Source organism: Oceanobacillus sp. M60 (genome assembly GCF_053839645.1).
In genome coordinates this window covers 63415-84917 of sequence record NZ_JBSSNH010000009.1, presented here as the reverse complement: position 1 = coordinate 84917, position 21503 = coordinate 63415, and the positions used below count along the sequence as shown (strand labels likewise).

General features: G+C 39.9%; 17 protein-coding genes, 2 tRNA genes and 2 other annotated features. Of the genes, 13 read left to right on the top strand and 6 right to left on the bottom strand.

The genetic code is table 11. The features are described 5' to 3' along the window. Window position 1 precedes the first annotated feature (1 nt). The 4 genes from recF to gyrA all read left to right on the top strand — a co-directional run bounded on the left by recF (window position 2) and on the right by gyrA (window position 6303). Window positions 2-1126 (top strand): DNA replication/repair protein RecF, encoded by a 1125-nt coding sequence (recF, locus tag ACW0TQ_RS20005; protein WP_042528646.1) that lies wholly within the window; start codon window positions 2-4, stop codon window positions 1124-1126. A 143-nt stretch (window positions 1127-1269) separates the two neighbouring features. Next, complete coding sequence (gene remB, locus ACW0TQ_RS20000) at window positions 1270-1542, top strand: extracellular matrix regulator RemB (protein ID WP_341172345.1); 273 nt, start codon at window positions 1270-1272, stop codon at window positions 1540-1542. Window positions 1543-1652: 110 nt separating this feature from the next. Next, a complete protein-coding gene (gene gyrB / locus ACW0TQ_RS19995; RefSeq protein WP_193063774.1) occupies window positions 1653-3578 on the top strand; it encodes a DNA topoisomerase (ATP-hydrolyzing) subunit B in 1926 nt (641 codons plus the stop codon). A gap of 211 nt (window positions 3579-3789) precedes the next feature. Then, the gene (gene gyrA / locus ACW0TQ_RS19990; protein ID WP_256705450.1) at window positions 3790-6303 is read left to right on the top strand and encodes a DNA gyrase subunit A; all 2514 of its coding nucleotides are present in this window, start codon (window positions 3790-3792) and stop codon (window positions 6301-6303) included. 94 nt (window positions 6304-6397) lie between these two features. Here gyrA and ACW0TQ_RS19985 read toward each other — a convergent pair whose 3' ends face one another. Further along, the gene (locus ACW0TQ_RS19985) at window positions 6398-7342 is read right to left on the bottom strand and encodes a YaaC family protein (RefSeq protein ID WP_042528638.1); all 945 of its coding nucleotides are present in this window, start codon (window positions 7340-7342) and stop codon (window positions 6398-6400) included. Window positions 7343-7592: 250 nt separating this feature from the next. Here ACW0TQ_RS19985 and guaB point away from each other — a divergent pair, with 250 nt between their 5' ends. The 4 genes from guaB to ACW0TQ_RS19965 all read left to right on the top strand — a co-directional run bounded on the left by guaB (window position 7593) and on the right by ACW0TQ_RS19965 (window position 12456). After that, complete coding sequence (guaB, locus tag ACW0TQ_RS19980) at window positions 7593-9065, top strand: IMP dehydrogenase (RefSeq protein ID WP_042528636.1); 1473 nt, start codon at window positions 7593-7595, stop codon at window positions 9063-9065. A gap of 184 nt (window positions 9066-9249) precedes the next feature. Beyond that, window positions 9250-10590: a D-alanyl-D-alanine carboxypeptidase family protein gene (locus ACW0TQ_RS19975; protein WP_455725945.1), complete on the top strand. Its 1341-nt coding sequence runs from the start codon at window positions 9250-9252 to the stop codon at window positions 10588-10590. Window positions 10591-10657: 67 nt separating this feature from the next. Continuing rightward, window positions 10658-10893, top strand: a binding site (T-box leader). A gap of 63 nt (window positions 10894-10956) precedes the next feature. Next, window positions 10957-12234: a serine--tRNA ligase gene (gene serS / locus ACW0TQ_RS19970; RefSeq protein WP_368901756.1), complete on the top strand. Its 1278-nt coding sequence runs from the start codon at window positions 10957-10959 to the stop codon at window positions 12232-12234. Window positions 12235-12363: 129 nt separating this feature from the next. After that, window positions 12364-12456: transfer RNA gene (locus ACW0TQ_RS19965), tRNA-Ser, on the top strand. Window positions 12457-12532: 76 nt separating this feature from the next. On the opposite strand, the gene ACW0TQ_RS19960 is transcribed toward ACW0TQ_RS19965, so the two are convergent. Further along, window positions 12533-13279: a GTP pyrophosphokinase gene (locus ACW0TQ_RS19960; protein WP_042528626.1), complete on the bottom strand. Its 747-nt coding sequence runs from the start codon at window positions 13277-13279 to the stop codon at window positions 12533-12535. Between the two features lie 148 nt (window positions 13280-13427). Then, window positions 13428-13634: a binding site (T-box leader), on the top strand. Between the two features lie 90 nt (window positions 13635-13724). Here ACW0TQ_RS19960 and proC point away from each other — a divergent pair. The 3 genes from proC (at window position 13725) to ACW0TQ_RS19945 (ending at window position 15063) form a co-directional block, all read left to right on the top strand. Beyond that, complete coding sequence (gene proC, locus ACW0TQ_RS19955) at window positions 13725-14543, top strand: pyrroline-5-carboxylate reductase (protein ID WP_256705451.1); 819 nt, start codon at window positions 13725-13727, stop codon at window positions 14541-14543. 40 nt (window positions 14544-14583) lie between these two features. Then, window positions 14584-14871 carry a TIGR04104 family putative zinc finger protein gene (locus ACW0TQ_RS19950; RefSeq protein WP_042528622.1) on the top strand — a complete coding sequence of 96 codons (288 nt, stop codon included), beginning with the start codon at window positions 14584-14586 and terminating at the stop codon, window positions 14869-14871. Window positions 14872-14990: 119 nt separating this feature from the next. Continuing rightward, window positions 14991-15063, top strand: a tRNA-Arg gene (locus ACW0TQ_RS19945). A 332-nt stretch (window positions 15064-15395) separates the two neighbouring features. On the opposite strand, the gene pflA is transcribed toward ACW0TQ_RS19945, so the two are convergent. Beyond that, window positions 15396-16136 (bottom strand): pyruvate formate-lyase-activating protein, encoded by a 741-nt coding sequence (pflA, locus tag ACW0TQ_RS19940; RefSeq protein WP_042528620.1) that lies wholly within the window; start codon window positions 16134-16136, stop codon window positions 15396-15398. A 98-nt stretch (window positions 16137-16234) separates the two neighbouring features. Then, on the bottom strand, window positions 16235-18490 hold the full coding sequence (gene pflB / locus ACW0TQ_RS19935; RefSeq protein ID WP_042528618.1) for a formate C-acetyltransferase: 2256 nt from the start codon (window positions 18488-18490) through the stop codon (window positions 16235-16237). Window positions 18491-19136: 646 nt separating this feature from the next. Here pflB and ACW0TQ_RS19930 point away from each other — a divergent pair. Further along, entirely contained in the window at window positions 19137-20054 is a 918-nt protein-coding gene (locus ACW0TQ_RS19930) for a DMT family transporter (RefSeq protein WP_052484845.1), read from the top strand. A 100-nt stretch (window positions 20055-20154) separates the two neighbouring features. Here the strand turns inward: ACW0TQ_RS19930 and ACW0TQ_RS19925 are convergent, their stop codons facing one another. Both ACW0TQ_RS19925 and ACW0TQ_RS19920 read right to left on the bottom strand, forming a co-directional pair. Then, a complete protein-coding gene (locus ACW0TQ_RS19925) occupies window positions 20155-20622 on the bottom strand; it encodes an ImmA/IrrE family metallo-endopeptidase (protein ID WP_042528614.1) in 468 nt (155 codons plus the stop codon). 106 nt (window positions 20623-20728) lie between these two features. After that, on the bottom strand, window positions 20729-21103 hold the full coding sequence (locus ACW0TQ_RS19920; protein ID WP_042528612.1) for a helix-turn-helix domain-containing protein: 375 nt from the start codon (window positions 21101-21103) through the stop codon (window positions 20729-20731). A gap of 155 nt (window positions 21104-21258) precedes the next feature. Between ACW0TQ_RS19920 and ACW0TQ_RS19915 the strand changes: the two genes are divergently transcribed. Beyond that, complete coding sequence (locus ACW0TQ_RS19915) at window positions 21259-21492, top strand: helix-turn-helix domain-containing protein (protein ID WP_042528610.1); 234 nt, start codon at window positions 21259-21261, stop codon at window positions 21490-21492. Window positions 21493-21503 lie beyond the last annotated feature (11 nt).

The following is a 21503-nucleotide window of genomic DNA, read 5'->3' as shown; positions in this document are numbered from 1 at the left end:
CATGCATATTGAACAGTTAAAATTAACCAATTACCGCAACTATGAAACATTGGATATTACATTTGATGATAAAATAAATGTCATCATCGGTGAGAATGCTCAAGGGAAAACCAATCTGATGGAAGCTATTTATGTACTCTCTTTTACCCGTTCTCACCGGACCATGCGGGAAAAAGAGCTCATACGCTGGGATTCAGATTATGCTACAATAGAGGGCAGGATTACAAAAAGAAATCAATCGATTCCCCTGCAAATCTCCATTTCATCCAAAGGAAAAAAAGCAAAAGTAAATCATTTGGAGCAGCACCGGTTAAGTGACTATATAGGTGCGGTTAATGTGGTTATGTTTGCACCGGAGGATTTAACCATTGTAAAAGGTGCTCCGCAGATTCGCCGGCGTTTTATGGATATGGAGTTAGGCCAAATCCAGCCAACTTATATATACCATTTATCTCAATATCAAAAAATACTAAAGCAAAGAAACCATTTATTAAAGCAGCTGCAGCGCAGGAGCTCTGCTGATGAAACGATGTTGGATGTATTAACAGACCAACTGGTTGAGCATGCTTCTTTTTTGTTGGAGAGAAGATTTGTCTATCTTGATTTGTTAAGAAAGTGGGCAGGACCGATTCATGAAGGCATCAGCCGCAATCTAGAAAACTTAGAAATTCAATATGACGCGACAATAAAGGTATCAGAAGAGGCAGATAAGGAGAAAATAGCTACTATCTACCAAGATTCCTTCAAGGATGTCCGTGAAAAAGAAATAGAGCGCGGCACCACGCTGATTGGTCCGCACCGGGATGACCTTATCTTCTTAGTAAATGGCAAAGATGTACAAACATATGGTTCTCAGGGACAGCAGCGGACAACCGCATTGTCGATTAAACTGGCTGAGATTGAATTGATTTATCAGGAAGTAGGCGAATATCCGATTCTTTTACTGGATGACGTGTTAAGTGAACTGGATGATTATCGCCAGTCGCATTTATTAAATACCATTCAGGGAAAGGTGCAGACATTTGTGTCCACCACGAATGTAGACGGGATTCATCATGAAACGCTAAAAAATGCTGAGTTATTTTATGTTCATCAGGGAGTTGCGACCAATAAAGAAGAGTCATAATTTCCAGCTGTAAAAAGAGGATGTACAAAAAGTTTCCAGGGTATTGTATTTTTTTGGCACCTAAGAGCGTTTATTCTTTATACAAAATATACCCCTGAGGATGGAAAAAAGTCTGGTTTAATGAAGAAAGGAAGCGATTGATCGTGTTCATTCACATTGGCAATGACAATGTTATCCGGTCTCGGGAAATCGTTGCGATTATTGATTACGATTTATATACCAATGCGTCAGGAATGTATCAAATGATACAGGAATGGAAGCAGCAAAACAAAGTTTCCGGTCCTGAAAAAAAGGCCAAATCCATTATGGTTACTGCAGATCATATTTTTTTCAGTTCTTTATCTGTAACTACTTTAAGAAAACGGTCAGGTATTTTAACTACAATCAGTAATCTAGAGGATTATTATGAAGAATAAGCCTGAGATAACAAAATCAAGAGATTTCTGCTGAGGAAAATGCAGAGCCTTCTCTTTTTAATATATACAAATGGATGGATTGTAATTCATATAGAAATGAGTGTGAGAAGATGTCGATGGAAGACAAAATTACAGAAAACCAAGCCTATGATGCTGATCAGATACAAGTACTTGAAGGTCTTGAGGCAGTTCGGAAAAGACCGGGAATGTATATTGGCTCCACCAGTGAAAAAGGATTACATCACCTTGTCTGGGAGATAGTGGATAACAGTATCGATGAAGCACTGGCAGGTTATTGTGATCATATTGAAGTCATTATTGAAGAAGATAACAGTATTACTGTAATAGATAATGGCCGGGGGATTCCTGTTGATATTCAAAAGAAAACAGGCCGTCCAGCTTTGGAAGTCATTATGACGGTTCTTCATGCCGGCGGTAAATTCGGCGGCGGCGGATATAAGGTTTCCGGCGGACTTCATGGTGTAGGTGCATCTGTTGTAAATGCTCTTTCTAGTAAATTGGAGGTATCTGTCCACCGGGATGGAAAAATTCATTACCTCTCGTTTAAAAAAGGTGTACCTCAGGGTGAAATTACCGTAATTGGCGAAACAGATATTACAGGGACAGTCACCCATTTTATACCGGATGAAGAAATTTTTACAGAAACTACTGAATATAACTATGAAACATTAGAGCAGCGCCTGAGAGAGCTTGCCTTCTTAAACAAAGGATTGCGTATCTCCATCGAGGATAAGCGCACTGATAAAGATCCGGCAACGTATTATTATGAGGGCGGAATCAGTTCTTATGTTGAATTTATTAATAAAAATAAAGAAGTCTTGCACGAGCCTTTCTATGCTGAAGGCGAAGATCAGGGAATAGCCGTGGAAATTGCTATCCAGTATAACGATGGGTTTGCAACGAGCTTATATTCTTTTGCAAATAATATCCATACGTACGAGGGCGGTACACATGAAGTTGGTTTCCGTTCCGGTTTGACACGTGCTATCAACGATTATGCGAAAAAGAACAGCCTATTGAAAGATAGTGACGCCAACCTGTCCGGAGAGGATGTCCGCGAAGGACTGACAGCGATTGTTTCTGTAAAGCATCCAGACCCGCAATTTGAAGGACAGACAAAAACAAAACTTGGTAATAGCGAAGTACGGGCCATTACAGATGGTGTATTTTCAGAGTCCTTTTCTAAATTTCTCTATGAAAACCCGACAATTGCTAAAATCGTTGTTGATAAAGGACTTATGGCATCCAGAGCACGTCTGGCAGCGAAAAAAGCAAGAGAGCTGACCCGCCGTAAAAGTGCATTGGATGTAACAAGTCTGCCTGGCAAGCTTGCTGACTGTTCTTCCAAAGATGCCTCTTTGAGTGAACTGTATATCGTAGAGGGTGATTCTGCCGGCGGTTCCGCAAAATCAGGAAGAGACCGTCATTATCAGGCTATCCTGCCATTGCGCGGAAAAATTCTGAATGTCGAAAAAGCGCGCTTAGATCGAATTTTATCAAATAATGAAGTACGAGCTATGATTACGGCATTAGGAACCGGCATCGGCGAAGAATTTGATATTACAAAGGCACGCTATCACAAAGTAGTCATTATGACAGATGCCGATGTAGATGGCGCTCATATTCGAACGTTATTATTGACCTTTTTCTATCGATATATGCGTCCGTTGATTGAGCACGGGTATATTTATATTGCCCAGCCGCCGCTTTATCAAATCAAACAAGGAAAATCTGTTCACTATGTTTATTCGGATAAAGGATTGGATGCGCTTCTGGAAGAGATTCCAAAAGCACCAAAACCAGGTATTCAGCGTTATAAGGGGTTAGGAGAAATGAATGCAGATCAGCTATGGGATACCACAATGAACCCAGAATCCCGCACACTGCTGCAGGTTGAACTCAGTGACGCAATCGACGCAGACCAGGTTTTTGATATGCTGATGGGCGATAAAGTAGAACCGCGACGCAACTTTATCGAAGAAAACGCCCAATACGTACAAAACTTAGATATTTAAGTATTACATCCTTTTAATAAGGACAACAAAGCGGATAGAAGTACTTCTATCCCTTTCTTGTCAGATATTAAAAATATAATAGCTGTATAAGTTGTATTGTTATTTTTGTTTTTCAAACATATTCAAATTGTTTAAATAGTGCAATCCAGCTTATCCAAATGAAAGATTCGAGGAATCACTAACATAATGGTGATTGGGAGGTTATTAGACTATGGCAGAGGAAAATCGTCCGAGTGTCCAGGAAATAAATATAAGTAAAGAGATGCGCACATCCTTCTTGGATTATGCAATGAGCGTCATTGTGGCAAGAGCATTGCCAGACGTTCGAGATGGAATGAAGCCCGTACATCGCCGTATTCTTTACGCAATGAATGATTTAGGAATGCACTCTGACAAAGCATTTAAAAAATCAGCACGTATCGTCGGAGAGGTTATAGGTAAGTACCATCCGCACGGTGACTCAGCTGTTTATGAGACAATGGTAAGAATGGCACAGGATTTCAGTTACCGGTATATGCTAGTGGATGGACATGGTAACTTTGGTTCGGTCGATGGCGATTCAGCAGCAGCGATGCGTTATACAGAAGCACGTATGTCTAAGATTTCCATGGAACTGCTTCGTGATATTAATAAAGACACGATTGATTATCAGGATAACTATGACGGAGCGGAACGCGAGCCAATTGTATTTCCGGCACGTTTCCCGAATTTACTTGTCAATGGAACTTCTGGAATCGCAGTCGGTATGGCGACTAATATTCCGCCGCATCATCTGGGAGAGACGATTGATGCTGTTCTGGCAATCAGTAAAAATCCGGATTTAACTGTGGATGAAATCATGGAAAATTATCTTCCTGGTCCAGATTTCCCTACTGCAGGACAAATCTTAGGCAGAAGCGGTATCCGTAAAGCATACGAAACAGGAAAAGGCTCCATTACCATCCGGGCTAAAATCAATATTGAGCAAGGCAAAAATGACAAAGAAACCATTATTGTGACAGAGCTTCCTTATCAAGTGAACAAAGCCAAGCTCATTGAAAAAATAGCGGAGCTTGTCCGCGATAAGAAAATTGACGGCATTACCGATCTTCGTGACGAATCAGACCGTAATGGCATGCGGGTTGTTATGGAGCTTAGAAGAGATGCAAATGCGAATGTGGTTTTGAATAATTTATATAAGCATACTTCCTTGCAAACGACATTTGGTATCAATATGCTTGCGCTTGTGGACGGACGTCCGCAGGTATTAACTGTCAAACAATGCCTGATGCATTATTTAGATCACCAGAAAGTAATTATCAAGCGTCGTACAGCCTTTGAATTAAATAAAGCCGAAGCACGCGCTCATATTTTAGAAGGCTTGCGTGTTGCACTCGATCATTTGGATGAGGTTATTTCTTTAATCCGTAATTCAAAAACAGCAGATATTGCAAGAGAAGGGTTAATGGAACGTTACCAGTTATCCGAGAAACAAGCCCAAGCTATTCTTGATATGCGTCTACAGCGTTTAACAGGATTAGAACGCGAAAAAATTGAAGAAGAATACAAAGAGCTGCAGGCATTGATTGCTGAATTAAAAGCTATTTTAGCGGATGAAGAGAAAGTATTGGAAATCATTCGTGAAGAGCTGACGGAAATCAAAGAGAAGTTCCGTGATGAACGCCGTACAGAAATTGTTGCCGGTGGAGCGGGCTTCTTTGAAGATGAAGATTTAATTCCGGAAGAGAATATCGTTATTACATTGACCCACCAGGGCTATATTAAACGCTTGCCTGCTTCTACTTACCGTACGCAGCGCCGTGGCGGACGAGGTATCCAGGGCATGGGAACCAATGAGGATGACTTTGTAGAACACCTTGTATCCACATCAACACATGATACAGTTCTTTTCTTTACGAATAAAGGGAAGGTATATAAAACAAAGGGTTATGAAGTACCGGAGTTCAGCCGGACAGCTAAAGGGATTCCAATTATTAACCTGCTTCAAGTAGAAAAAGGAGAATGGGTGAACGCCGTTATCTCTGTAACTGAGTTTGATGAGGATCACTTCTTATTCTTTACAACGAAGCTTGGGGTTGCAAAACGTACATCCCTTGAAAAATTCAAAAACATCCGTAAAGGCGGCCTGATTGCTGTAAATCTTCGGGAAGAGGATGAGCTGATTTCTGTCCGCATGACAGATGGCGAAAAAGAAATTATGATTGCTACGAAAAATGGCTATCTGATTCGTTTTGAAGAAGAACAAATGCGTCCAATGGGTAGAACCGCAGCAGGAGTAAAAGGTATTTCCCTGCGTGAGGATGATGAAGTTGTTTCCATGGAAATTATGGATGAAGGTTCTAAAATTCTCCATGTAACCAGCAAAGGATTTGGAAAGCAGACACCAGAAGATGAATATCGCCGTATCAATCGTGGCGGTAAAGGTGTATTTACGTGTAAGCTGGATGAAAAAACAGGACATGTAGTTGATGTAAAAGCCATTCAGGGTGATGAAGACTTAATGGTTATTACTGCCGGCGGCGTTCTGATCCGAATGCAAGTATCCGATATTTCACAAACTGGAAGAAATACCAAAGGGGTACACTTGATACGTCTGCAGGATGACGAAGAAGTTGCAACAGTAGCACGAATTGAGAAAGAAGAAGAGGAAGCGGCAGAGGAAATCGAAGCATCTGAGGAAAATAAAGAAGTTAATGAAGGTGCAGACGATAACAACGAGGAATAGGTAAAACGATGAGATATTGAAAGATGATATAAAACAGCGGACAGGCGAAGTGATTCATAGCCCGTCCGTTGTTTTTGTATCTGCTGGAACAGCTTTATTCTTTAAAATTCTGTAGTAAATGATGGCCGATAAGCGCTGGTGTTTTTTGCTGGGTGACGGTTAAAAATCGTTGGATAAGCGGATATTCCCGGTCTGCTTTCATTTGCATCAGCTCACCCCACCATTCTGTTTCATAACGGCAAATCATACTCAAATTAAATAGCAGCAGATAATGTACCAGGATTTCGGAATAAGGAAAATAGTTTGCCCGATTCGCTGGAAAATAAATTGCTTCATTATGCAAATCATAACGAAAGGGGCCGTCCCAATCTTTGACGGGCCCGGTCAGATAAAGCTGTAATTCCTCCTTTTTTTGTTGTATATCCTCAATTGGAGGCAAAAAAGCCCGAATACGCTCGACAAAGGTATCTTCTTTTAAATAAAATCCATCTAAAATCCGATTGGGAAAACGAAGCAGTTTACTGTTTTTATTCCCAATAATAATCATCGACTCCTCCTGATAAAGCTGCCAAATATTGCTTAATTCTGGAATAGAAGCTAATAACAGACGCATTGAAACACGTTCTAATGGAAAGGGATAGAGAGAAAATAAATGGCGGCTTACATATGGAAATAACCCCTTTTGCTGTAATTTGACCTCATCCTCGATAAATCGATAATCCTTGCGTTTTCTTTTCCGGGCAGTCAGACCATGCGCAAGAACAGCTGTTGTTTCCGGATAATCAGGGCGCTTTGACAGCAACCAGCCTTTTAAAAGATGTGTCATTCCATAAAAAGACAGAACAGGCTGAACCAGCACACTGCTTTGCCTGCTTGATTCCATAAAGCATGTTCCATTATGAATATAATGGATAAAAGCAGAGCTGTTTTGATAGCTTTTTGCCTGAGCTTCACGAAGAAATGAGTAACTTTTCTTCAGGTAATTTTGTGCATTTTCCTGAGTGGTTAAAAATGGATATAAATCTTCAACATGCAACATTTCTACAGCTCCATAACTATTTAAATATTTTGAATCTATCCTCTATTTTTTCTATATGTAGGGTGCTTGAAAAAGCATGAAAAAAAGCGTAATGTAAGTAAAAATAGATATTTGCTGCTGCTTTCACAGGATTGGTATTTTTTTAGCAGTTTCTCCGATATTCGATAAGGATATACCTTGAAAACTGTATAATACCCGTAAGTGAAGTGAATTGAGGTTGCGAATTCAATGATTGGAGGATGAGCTAGCAATGAGAGAAGACAAATTTGCAAAAGAAGGTTTGACATTTGATGATGTATTGCTTGTTCCGGCAGAATCAGATGTTTTACCAAACCAGGTGGATCTGAGTGTTGATTTAACATCAAATTTAAAATTGAAATCCCCATTTATCAGTGCTGGAATGGATACAGTAACAGAAGCAGAAATGGCAATTGCGATGGCACGTCAAGGCGGGTTTGGAGTTATTCATAAGAATATGTCTATTGAACAGCAGGCAGAGGAAGTAGACCGTGTGAAACGCTCAGAAAGCGGCGTAATCACGAACCCGTTCTTCTTAACTCCGGAGCATCAGGTTTATGATGCGGAACATTTAATGGGAAAATACCGCATTTCAGGAGTTCCCATTGTAAATAATATTGAGGAACAAAAGCTCGTCGGTATTTTAACCAATCGTGACTTACGTTTTATTGAAGATTATTCGATTCTGATTTCGGAAGTGATGACCACAGAGGAATTAGTGACAGCGCCAGTGGGAACAACACTGGATGAAGCAGAGAAGCTTCTGCAGAAATATAAAATTGAAAAACTGCCTCTTGTTGATGATCAGGGAATTCTAAAAGGGTTAATTACGATTAAAGATATTGAAAAGGTCATTGAATTTCCAAATGCAGCAAAGGATGCACAAGGACGGTTGATTGCAGCAGCTGCAGTCGGCGTGACAGGCGACGCGATGAAGCGGATTGAAAAATTAGTGGATGTCGGTGTAGATGCCATTGTAATCGATACAGCACATGGTCATTCTAAAGGTGTTCTCGATCAATTAAAACACATTCGCGAAACGTATCCTGATTTGACAATTATTGCAGGAAATGTTGCTACAGAGGATGGGACAAAAGCTTTGATTGAAGCAGGAGCTTCCGTTGTCAAAGTAGGTATTGGACCGGGGTCTATCTGTACCACAAGAGTAGTAGCAGGGGTCGGTGTACCACAAATTACAGCAGTTTATGACTGCGCAAGAGCAGCAAAAGAATACGGTGTACCCGTTATTGCAGACGGCGGAATCAAATACTCCGGCGATATTGTGAAGGCTTTGGCATCAGGTGCACATGCTGTAATGCTGGGAAGTATTTTTGCCGGAACAAAGGAAAGCCCTGGAGAAACAGAAATTTTCCAAGGACGTCAATATAAAGTATATCGCGGTATGGGCTCTGTTGGAGCAATGCAAGCAGGCTCCAAAGACCGTTATTTCCAAAGTGAATCAGAGAATAAAAAGCTTGTTCCAGAAGGCATTGAAGGACGTATTGCGTATAAAGGCTCGCTGGGAGATACCTTCCATCAGCTGGCAGGCGGTTTACGCTCCGGCATGGGATATTGTGGAACGAAAAATCTGGAGAGCTTAAGAAACGATTCCCGATTTATCCGGATTACCGGGGCTGGGTTGAAGGAAAGCCATCCGCATGATGTTCAGATTACGAAAGAAGCACCGAACTATTTTATGCAGTAAAAAAGAGAATAATTAAGCAATTTAGTTGATGACAAATTTGTGTCATACGGTCGTAAAAAAAATAGATGGAGGATGTTGCTCCATCTATTTTTTTATGAATTTTTATGGTAAAATGTGAAGCGTGCTCAGCAGAATACATAGAACGTATGTTGATGGCTATATTATTAAACGGAGGTACGGAAATGTGAGAAAGTCTATGAAAAAATTGTTTCTTTTGGTGGTTGCAGCAGCGCTTGTTTTAACATCTTTTGTTACACCATCCATGTCTGTGTATGCAGATGGATTAGATATAGAAGCGGAATCGGCTATTTTAGTGGATGCAGAAACGGGGAAAGTATTATTTGCAAAGGACCCGGATGTGGCATTGCCTCCTGCTAGCATGACGAAAATAATGACAGAATATCTCGTTTGGGAAGCAGTTGAAAACGGAGATATTTCCTGGGATACAACAACACAAATTAGTGATTATGCATATGAAATATCCAGCAATGATGATTTTTCAGGGGTTGGATTAAGACAGCAGCAAGATTACACAGTAGAAGATTTATATAAAGCAATGGCAATCAACTCAGATAATGCGACAACGATTGCACTTGCAGAGTTAATTGCAGGTTCAGAAAGTGAATTTGTCGAAATGATGAATGCAAAGGCAGAAGAACTGGGAATGCCGGAATATAAATTTGTTAATTCCAGCGGATTAGATAATGAGAGTCTGGGGGATAATTATCCAGAAGGAACAAGTCCTAACGATACAAACTTATTATCAGCCCGTTCAGCAGCAATTTTAGGGTCTGCATTAGTGAATGATTATCCGGAAGCATTAGAAATTTCCAGCGTGCCGAGTACGGAATTTGATGATCAGGAGATCCGTAACTGGAATTACATGCTGGATCATGATGCAGATTATTTACAGAAGCATTACTATGAAGGTGTAGATGGTTTAAAAACTGGTTTTACAACGGTTGCCGGTTATGCTTTTACAGGAACAGCAGAACGGGATGGACGACGTCTTATCAGTGTGGTTATGAAAACAGACAGTGAAGATGCCCGTTTTAATGAGACTGCAAAACTGTTTGATTATGGATTTGATCAATTTGAAACACAAGAATTATTCCCGGCAGGATATCAAGAAGAAGGCAATGAAACAGCTCCGGTTGCAAGAGGAAAAGAAAAAGAAGTAAATATTGGCATCAATGAAGGGATTCATGTTCCGATCAAAACTGGTGAGGAAGATCTGTATCATTTAGAATATAAAATTGATGAAGACAGATTGAATGATAATGGAGAGTTAGAAGCTCCAGTGGAAGCAGATGAAGTTATCGGAACAGTTACCGTTGTCTATGATGGAGAAGAAGAAGATTTTGGATATATTTCCGATGAAGCGAGTCAGGAAAGTTATGATTTAGTTGCAATGGACTCCGTTGAAAAAGCAAATTGGTTTATGCTTACGTTACAATCTATTGGTGATTTCTTTGTAAACATGTTCCAAGGTGCATTTAATTGGGTGAAGGGACTTTTCAGCTAATTTTTGCAGGAAGTCTTGCAACCTGATTGGAAATAGATTATGATGATATACAATCATTCATTGAAATAATAAAGCGTTGATAGGAAGCAGTAGCTGTTTGATTCTATCTATAGAGAGCTAATATCTGGTGCAAATTAGCGTTAGAATGCAGTGAATCCATCCTGGAGCATGCTTATTGAAGTGGTTCAGTCACGTAAGTAAGCACGGAGATACGACGTTATTCGTATATAAAGCCGGAAGAATCTGTCTGTATAGATTCTTTAACTAGGGTGGCAACGCGGGAAATATACTCTCGTCCCTTTCTACATAAGGGATGGGAGTTTTTTTATGGTTTTAAAGACATTAAAAATATAGGAGGTAATCAGTATGTTAGATATGAAATATGTACGAAATAACTTTGATGAAGTGAAGCAAAGATTAGCACACCGCGGAGAAGACCTTGGCGATTTAGACAAATTTGGCGAGCTTGATGTAAGAAGACGGGAATTGATTGCAGAGACAGAAAAACTAAAGGCAAAACGTAATGAAGTGTCTAAGGAAATTTCTGTTTTAAAGCGCGAGAAGAAGGATGCGGAGGAAGCCATAGCTTCTATGCGTGAAGTTGGAGATCAAATTTCTAAATATGATAAAGAATTAAAAGACATTGAGGAAACCCTGGAACATATCATGCTTTCTATTCCTAATCTGCCGCATGAGAGTGTGCCTGTTGGTGAAGATGAGGATGATAATGTAGAAGCACGTAAATGGGGAGAGGTGCCGGAATTTTCATTTGAAGCACAGCCGCACTGGGATGTTGCGACAAATTTAGATATTTTGGACTTTGAACGTGCAGCAAAGGTAACGGGAAGCCGTTTTGTTTTTTATAAAGGATTAGGAGCAAGACTGGAACGTGCATTATTAAACTTCATGATGGATCTGCATGCGGATAAGCATGGCTATCAGGAAATGCTTCCTCCATACATTGTGAATCGCCTGAGTATGACAGGAACAGGACAGCTTCCGAAATTTGAAGAGGATGCGTTTAAACTGGAAGACTGGGATTATTTTCTGGTGCCGACTGCAGAAGTCCCTGTAACCAATTATCACCGTGATGAGATTTTATCAGGAGAGGCGTTGCCGAAAAAATATGTTGCATTCAGCGCCAGCTTCCGTTCTGAAGCAGGTTCTGCCGGAAGAGATACACGCGGCTTGATTCGCCAGCATCAATTTAACAAAGTGGAGCTTGTGAATTTCGTGAAACCGGAAGATTCTTATGACACATTAGAAAGACTGACAGGGGAAGCGGAAAAAGTATTGCAGCTGTTAGAACTCCCTTATCGTGTGATGAGTATGTGTACAGGTGATTTAGGCTTTACAGCAGCGAAAAAATACGATATTGAAGTATGGATTCCAAGCCAGCATACGTACCGTGAAATTTCTTCTTGTTCTAATTTTGAGGATTTCCAAGCGCGCCGTGCCGGAATTCGCTTCCGCCGCGAAGCAAATGGAAAACCAGAATTTGTCCATACGTTAAACGGTTCTGGTCTTGCGTTAGGACGTACTGTAGCGGCTATTTTAGAGAATTGCCAGCAGGAAGATGGAAGTGTAGTAATTCCTGAAGTATTGCGTCCGTATATGAGCGGCATTGAAGTGATTGGCAAGTAATGATTAAGTAAGAGGCTCTCCATCTTTGGGGGCCTCTTATTTTTTGATAAAAAATATTGACAAGTCATCTTTGAGGATGATATAGTATATTTTGTTCGCTAGGAAGTGAGCAAATTAGCGTTATTTCATGGAGGTATACCCAAGTCTGGCTGAAGGGGTCGGTCTTGAAAACCGAGAGGCGGGTCAAACCGCGCGGGGGTTCGAATCCCTCTACCTCCTCCATTTAAAACAACCGTAAAAAATTGGAGATAAAAACCCGCAGCTTTCGTGCTGCGGGTTTTCTAATACATATATATGTTTACTCTCTATCTCTTCGCTCCAACAACGATTCTAATAACTGCTTTGGCAGCGGGAAGCGTTTGTTATCAAGCGGCAGAAAGTTAAGCTTGCTCTCTGCATGTTTATCCTCTTTTGCTTCATTGATTTCCGTATGAAGAAACTCCATCTTTTCATCCAGTTGATTTGCGATATTTGCACTGGTTGTTAATTCTTCTACCAGATGTGCCGGTACTTCCCCATCATATTTATAATAAATTTTATGCTCTAAGCTCGCCCAGAAATCCATCGCAACGGTACGGATTTGAATTTCGATAAATACCTCTTCCTGACGGTCAGAGAAAAAGACAGGAATGGATAAAATCAGATGCAGACTTTTATATCCGTTTGGTTTTGGATGCTTAATATAGTCTTTCGTTTCAATGACTTTGATATCCTGCTGACCTTGGATCATTTCGCTGATTTTATAAATATCGGATATAAAGGAGCAGACAATCCGGATTCCTGCAATATCCTTGATATGATTCTTGATAGATTTTTGCGTAATCGAAATGTTTTTTCGCTGGCATTTTCGTAAAATACTTTCAGGTGTTTTTATACGTGATTTTAAATGTTCAATCGGATTATAATCATGAATATGCTCAAATTCTTCTTGAAGGATGTTCAGCTTGGTATTGATTTCATCCAGTCCAAATTTATAGCTGAGCATGAAACGTGTCAGTTCTTTTCGTACAGCGGTTAACTGGTGTATCTGTTTTGATTCATCCATTGATAAAATTCCTTTCTGGCTTACATTCATGTACAATATAAGTATAGCAAAATTTGTTTTGAATAGCAGATAAAAAGACGCTGCAATCCATTCTGATGGGTGCAGTCTTGACAAAAGTATGGCAAGGCCTTATAGTACAATTCAATAAAGAAATACGGTGAACGGACCAGTAATCGATGTGTATTTACCAAAGAGAGGAAATCCGGCGGCTGTAAGATTTCTGTAAATGCCTTGATGAACCTATCCGGGAGTAGGTTAGTGTATGCTGACTGCAGTAAACTGCATTATCAATGTGAGTGGATAACTTTTATCAACAAAGGTGGTACCGCGGAATAATACTGATTTCGTCCTTTACAAGGGATGTATAATCAGTTTTTTTTATTGCTCTGAGGTATCGGTGAAATAAAATATTAAAGGAAAGAAGAAACACACAGGAGGAAACTACATGGAAAAAACAATTGCATTTTTTGGAGCAGGAAATTTAGCAGAGGCGATTATTGCAGGCATTACAAGGACTAATGTTGTTACAAAAGAACAGGTGCTGGTGACGAATCGCAGTGATAAAGCAAGGTTAGATCTGATTGCTGAAAAGTATGGAGTGACTTGCGACCTGGATAAAGAAGAAATGATCGAGAAAGCAGATATTATTATTTTAGCGATGAAGCCTAAGGATGCGAAGGATTATTTAGACTGGCTAAAAAATTATATAAAACCGCATCACATGGTTATTTCGGTGATTGCAGGGTTATCTATCGAACAGATGGAAAAAACGCTGGGAGAAGGTATTCCTGTTATTCGAACCATGCCGAATACGTCTGCATTGATCGGCCAATCAGCTACTGCTATTTCAAAGGGAACCAATGTCGAACTCGGTCAGCTTTACTTTGCTGAGGAACTATTCCAGACAGTGGGTACAACAAAAATTGTTGATGAGGAGCAGATGCATACGATTACGGCGATTGCAGGAAGCGGACCGGCATTTTTCTACTACATGGTGGAAGCAATGGAAAAAGCAGCAATTGAAGCAGGATTGGACCGGGATACGGCATTAGAGCTGCTGACCCAGACGGTGATCGGCGCAGGAAAAATGCTGGAGACATCTGGCGCAGACCCGGAACAGCTCCGTGTTAATATTACCAGCCCGGCAGGAACCACAGAGGCTGGTTTAAACCAGTTAATGGCGAATGAATTTGATAAGATAATTAAAGCATGTGTCGATGGCGCACGAAATCGGTCTATCGAGATTACGAATGCTCAGAACTAATTTTTTACACGTACTTTAAAAAAGAGAAGAGGGAAAGCAGATGCATACACCGGATTGCAGTTATTGCGGGAAAAGATGGAGTTATGGACAGACCTTTAAGCAGGTATTTAAGATTAAAATGATTTGTCCGCACTGCGGCAAAGAAAATTATTATAATGCAAGTAAAAAAGGCGGCTGGCTCCCTTTATTAGCCATTCCTATTCTGTTAGGGCTGGCCTTTCTGCTAAGGCTGTCTTCTGTAGAAATTATTCTCATGGGCTGTTTGCTGATGATTCTTCACGTCCTGTCGATTCCTTATCGGACGAGATTGCAGAGAGCCGGCAAATAAATGAAACACGATGCTTCCCAAAATAGATAAGGTTTAGTATAATACGATTGTTCGTTTATTTTTCAATGGACGGATAATGAAGCATAATTGAGCGGTTTCCACTGCTGATTATGTGCAAAGCCCCCGTAGCTCAGGGGATAGAGCATTGGTTTCCTAAACCATGTGCCGCAGGTTCGAATCCTGCCGGGGGCGTAAAAAAGTCTTGTTATACAGAGATTTGTGTCTTTCAGTTATATTATCGGAGGCCACGGTTTATACTTGAAAATTACATAAACCGACAGACGTCATTTTTCGTTTTCTTGTTTGTTTTATGACAAGATTTCTGAAAGGTGGCTTTTTTTTATATAGAGAAGACAATTATTGTTCTGCTTATTTTTCGTGAAAAAGCAAAATGAGAAACACCATTGATGTTTTTTGTTTTATAGACGGTAATAATGAATAGAGCCGCTCCTAAAAAGAAGCGGCTCCATTCTTCTCATCTATATAAAGGGCAGGATACAGCAATGGATTCCGATTCCCTATCGCTATATCACTTTCACCCGATTCAAAATATCTTCGGCGTTTTTCACCCGTTCCTCTGTCGGTGGCTCTACACCTTCCAGCGGATAGTCCAAACCAAGATTTTCCCATTTATAGACACCTAATTTATGATACGGCAGCACTTCTATTTTTTCGACATTATTTAATGTCGCAATAAAATCGGAGAGCTGCTGTAAATGTGCATCGTTATCGCTGCCACCGGGAACAAGTACATGACGGACCCAGACAGGCACTTTCTTCTCGTCTAAATAGCGGGCCATGTCGAGAATATGTTCATTGGACAGACCAGTGAGCTCTTTATGCGCTGCAGCGTTGATATGCTTTAAATCAAGTAAAACCAAATCAGTTAATTCCAGTACTTTATCTAAATTTTTTATAAAGTGAGGGGAGCGGTTAAAGCATCCGGCAGAAGTATCAATGGTTGTGTGTACTCCTAATTTTTTCAGTTCGGTGAACAATTCGAGTAAAAATTCAACCTGAAGTAAAGGCTCTCCGCCGCTGACAGTCACTCCTCCATTGGTAGATTGGAAGAATGGGAGATAGCCCTTAATATCCTTCACCAGCTCTTGTACAGACATTTTCTTTCCTGCTCCCATGTTCCATGTATCCGGATTATGACAAAATTGACAGCGTAATAAACAGCCTTGAGTAAAGATAACATAGCGTAATCCAGGCCCGTCTACGGTTCCACACGTTTCGATTGAATGAATTCTTCCTTCTTTCATGATACTTTTCCCCCTCACTTCATATGCTGAAAATAATTCAGCATCAAGCGCTCAAGTTATTTAATGAGCGCTTGATATTGACTTCTTACAGAATGGCCTTACAAGCTTTCATGGAAGGTCCGGTTAATGACATCGATTTGCTGTTCTCTTGTCAGCTTAATAAAGTTTACTGCATATCCAGAGACGCGGATGGTAAGCTGCGGGTATTCTTCCGGATGCTCCATCGCATCTAATAAAGTTTCCCGATCAAAGACATTGATGTTTAGATGATGTCCTTTTTTTGCTGCATAGCCATCGAGGATACCGGCTAAGTTTGTTTTTCTTGTTTCTTCATCTTTACCTAACGCTTTTGGCACGATGGAGAAGGTGTTCGAGATACCATCCAGTGCGTATTTATATGGCAATTTTGCAACGGAGCTTAAAGAAGCTAATGAGCCATTTTTATCACGTCCGTGTAATGGGTTTGCTCCTGGAGCAAAAGGTTCTCCTGCTTTTCGTCCATCTGGTGTATTTCCCGTTTTCTTCCCGTAAACCACATTGGAAGTAATCGTCAGGATAGACTGTGTTGGTGTAGCATCGCGATACATATGGTGTTTCTTAATTTTATTCATAAAGTCTTTTACGAGACTCACAGCAATTTCATCTGCGCGATCATCGTTATTGCCGTATTTTGGATAGTCTCCTTCTATTTCATAATCAACAACAAGTCCGTCTTCATCACGAATGGTTCTTACCTTCGCATATTTAATGGCGCTTAGGGAATCGACAATGACGGATAGTCCTGCTACACCACAAGCCATGGTCCGTAATACTTCCCGGTCATGCAACGCCATTTCCAGTCGCTCGTAGCTGTATTTATCATGCATATAATGGATAATGTTTAATGCGTTGACATATAAACCAGATAACCAGTCTAGGAGGTTATCATATTTCTCCATCACTTCGTCGTAATCAAGATACTCTGATGTGATTGGTGCATAGTTTGGAGCTACCTGCATTTTTAGATTTTCATCTACACCGCCATTGATCGCATACAGAAGTGCTTTTGCCAAGTTTGCCCGTGCACCGAAGAACTGCATTTGTTTCCCGATGCGCATTGCAGATACACAGCAGGCAATTCCATAGTCATCTCCATAGATCGGGCGCATGATATCATCGTTTTCATATTGAATCGAGCTTGATTTAATAGACATTTTTGCACAATATTTTTTATAGTTTTCCGGCAGTTTAGCAGACCAAAGTACGGTTAAGTTTGGCTCTGGCGCCGGTCCTAAGTTATCTAATGTGTGCAGAAAACGATAGGAGCTCTTTGTTACAAGTGGGCGTCCATCTTCTGCTATTCCTGCCAATGATTCTGTTACCCAAGTCGGGTCTCCGCTAAATAATTCGTTATAATCTGGTGTTCTTGCGAATTTTACGAGACGCAGCTTCATCACAAAATGATCGACAAGTTCTTGCGCTTCTTGCTCTGTCATAACCCCATTTTCAATATCTCTCTCTATATAAATATCTAAGAATGTAGAAACACGGCCAAGACTCATGGCAGCCCCGTTTTGCTCTTTAATGGCAGCTAAATAGGCTAAATAGAGCCATTGGAATGCTTCCTGTGCAGTTGTTGCAGGCTTGGAAAGGTCAAATTCATATTTTTCTCCGAGCTTTTTCAAATCCATTAAGGAACGAATCTGCTCCGAGGTTTCTTCACGGTCGCGAATCACATCGTCCGTCATTGTTCCGTTACCAATCAGCTGCAGGTCTTTTTTCTTTTCTTCAATTAAACGGTCTACTCCATACAGGGCAACGCGGCGGTAATCACCGATAATACGTCCGCGGCCGTATGCATCTGGAAGCCCGGTGATGATTCCTGCTTTTCTTGCTTTTAAGATTTCGGGTGTATAGGCATCAAAGACGCCTTGGTTATGCGTTTTCCGGTGTTCTGTAAAGGTATGGACAACGTCATCATCAACTTTGTAGCCATAGGATTCTGCGGCAGCTACAGCCATACGGATACCTCCAAAAGGCATTAGAGCACGTTTGAAAGGCGCATCTGTTTGCACGCCGATGATTTTTTCCAAGGGCTTATTTAAATAACCAGCACCGTGAGAGGTAATAGTAGATACGATTTTTGTATCTAAATCATATACACCGCCATTTTCCCGTTCTTCTCTGGTTAATTGCATGACTTGCTCCCACAGGTCTTTGGTGGCTTGAGTTGCATCAGTTAAGAAGGATTCATTTCCTTCATATAAATGATAATTCTGTAAAATAAAATCACGAACATCAATTTCTTGCTGCCAGTTGCCTTCAACGAAACCATCCCAAGGGACTCTTTTTACCATTTCATCTGCTACTTTCATAACAAAAACCCTCCTCTTAATTAATTGTGAATAAATTCACAATAACCTCTATTTTTATTATAACGGTTTCGGAAAATAAAACAAGTGAAATACTTCACAAATGAAGAAAGTTCTTAAAATGTTCAAATTTAAAGCTTGAGAAATAAGAGGATTTTATAAAATAGTAACATTCGTTCCAAGCCTTTTTTAAAGAGTAAGAAAGTATAAAATGTTGAGGATAGCCGCTCCAACGGGTTTCATGGGGGGAGTAATCTTAGGCCCCAGAAATACACTACGCTTTCCATGGGCCCCGAGCTCATCTCCTTTAAAGAAGACTTGCTGATTGGCAAGCCGACAGGCGCAGACAGAAGCATAGTCGCGCTTATGCCTATGGTAGAAAATAGAAGAACACTTTTTTCCTGCGGAGTCTTCCCACTAGGACTGCTGCGGTTACTCGCCCCGTCAAAACCGTTGCCCGCGGAAAGCGACTTCCCGAAGCGGACATCTGCTCGGCAAGAATATTAGTATTTTAAAGACCAAGTGATTTTCTTGGTTTCTCTTAATAAATACCGGGTTTTGGATAGGGGAACGGAGCAAGTGTATTGTTTTCTGCTATATATTTGCTTAAAATAAATACATTACGGTTTTTAGAAGGAAGGTTTCTTTATTGTATGTAATAATTGTTCTGGGGATCATTGCAGGAATGATGATTCCGCTGCAGACAGCAGTAAATAATCGGCTGACTGTGTTTACGAAAGCGGTGTTGCCGACATCCTTTTATTCCTTTTTATCTGGAAGTATTATTTTATTTTTCATTAATCTTATGATAGATCCTGACAAATTTACAGTATCATTCTTTGCAGATCAATCCTTTTCCTATATCTGGTTTACTGGTGGTGTGCTTGGAGTAATTTTTCTTACAGGGAATATTATTTTACTGCCCAAAATTGGTGCAGCATTAACGGTTATTGTTACCGTAACAGGACAGATGGTGATTGGTATTTTGATTGATACCTTTGGCTGGTTTGGTGCAGAGGTAAAACCGTTGCATTTTATGCATATCGTTGGTGTTCTTCTTTTAATTACCGGAATTGTCTATATGAATGCGAAAAAAAATCCCGGCGTTTCGCAGAGTCATTCCCGTCTGTGGGTATTGTTCGGGATATGTACAGGAATGATGCCGCCGCTGCAGACAGCAATCAATAGCGCCTTGCGTTATGAAGTAGACTCCTTTATTTATGCTGCTTTTATTTCATTTATTGTAGGAACCGCTGTGTTATTTATTCTGTCGATGATAGTGAATAAAGGAGTAAAGTTAACACGTATTTCTGGAGATTTTAAATTAAAGCCCTGGCATTTTGCCGGTGGTGCACTCGGCGCAGCATATATCGCATCAAATATCAGTTTAATGCCTTATCTGGGTGTTACATTAACGATGATGGCTGCTATTTTAGGGCAGATTATCATGGGACTGTTAATTGATCATTTTGGGCTGTTTAACCTTCCGAAGTATTTAATTGATCAAAGAAGGGTTATCGCTGTTATTATGATTATCAGTGGAATAATCGTACTCAATATCTTTTAAGAGGATATTTAAAAATTCTTTTTCACTGTCCTTTTTGTACATTATTTTAAGTTCGCAGACCTTGTTTCTTGCCTGTTGGAAAGGAAACAAGGTCTAATTTTTACCCTGTGAGATAGGAAGCGGTTTTTTCATACAGAGAAAAATGGTTATTATGGTACATCTCCAGCCTGTGCAGCGCAAAGGAAAATTCCACCGGAAAATGCTGCAGAATATCATAAACATTTTCGATATGAAGCTGGTCCAGCATAAATGTCGGGATACAAAAATGATATGCAAAATGGTTGGCTTGATTTTCTTGCAGGTCGACAAAAAGGGAATGCATAAAACGCTGATCTCCTTCATGGAAAAAATAATGGCATAATTCATGCCCAAAACATTGCCATATATTTTGCTGGGAAGTATTTGGAAGTACGATATAATTATCTATCCGCATACTGACAGATGCTGCATAAATAATTTCAATATTTAAAGCTTGTGCAATAGCAGAAATGGAGAGCTCTGCCGGAGTCTGGATATTCAGCTGCTTGTATAATACTTCGACAAATTTTTCTACATCTGAATAGTACATTTGATTTCCCACCTTCAATAAGAATATACGTTCGGTTTGAAGTGCTAAAAATAAGGTGCAGCAAGTACACCTGTTTTTATATTGCTTATGGAAGTATAAATCAGCATTAGTCATTTTGATTGGCGTTACCATTATTTGTTTTCTTTCTGTATAAAATATATTGTATCACATTTAAAGCTTCTTCTTTCTCATCTTCTGTCATTCGTTTCCAATTACGGAACATCAATGTATCTTGCTCCGACATCGGTTCCGGCCGGGAAGTATCCTTTGTTGAGGGAGACATAGATTTACCTAAAAGCCAATCTACGGAAACACCATATAAATTAGCCATTTTATGTAACGTGTCTGTGTCCGGATCACGATATTCTCTTTCATAACCAGATAAAGTACCATTTGAAATACCTAAAAGTTTCGAAGCTTCAATTTGTTTTAATCCAGCTTTTTCTCGTGCTTCTCTTAATCTTTGGGAAAGAATTTTCATAGTATCCACCTCAATATAGAGATAATACCATTTTTAATAAAAACAATAATATTTTTAAGCGAAATGCAAATTTTATTGTTTTCGTATATTGACTTATGCAAAGCGCTTAATTATAATTTAAAGTATAAAAACCAAAAGATGGATGGGGTGATTTAGTGGAAATACATGAGAAAATCGAATTTATCAGACAGCAAAAGCAGATAACGAAGACACAAATTGCAAAAAAATGCTCTAAAACTCCTGCCTGGTACACCAATATTTCCAAGGGAAAAACAAAGATAGATGTAGATACCCTGGAAAGAATAGCAGATGCATTAGAAATTGATGTGAAAATGTTATTTGATAAGGAGTTGAATGATGCATTAAATAAATGCAAAGAGCTTTTATAAACGAAAATAAA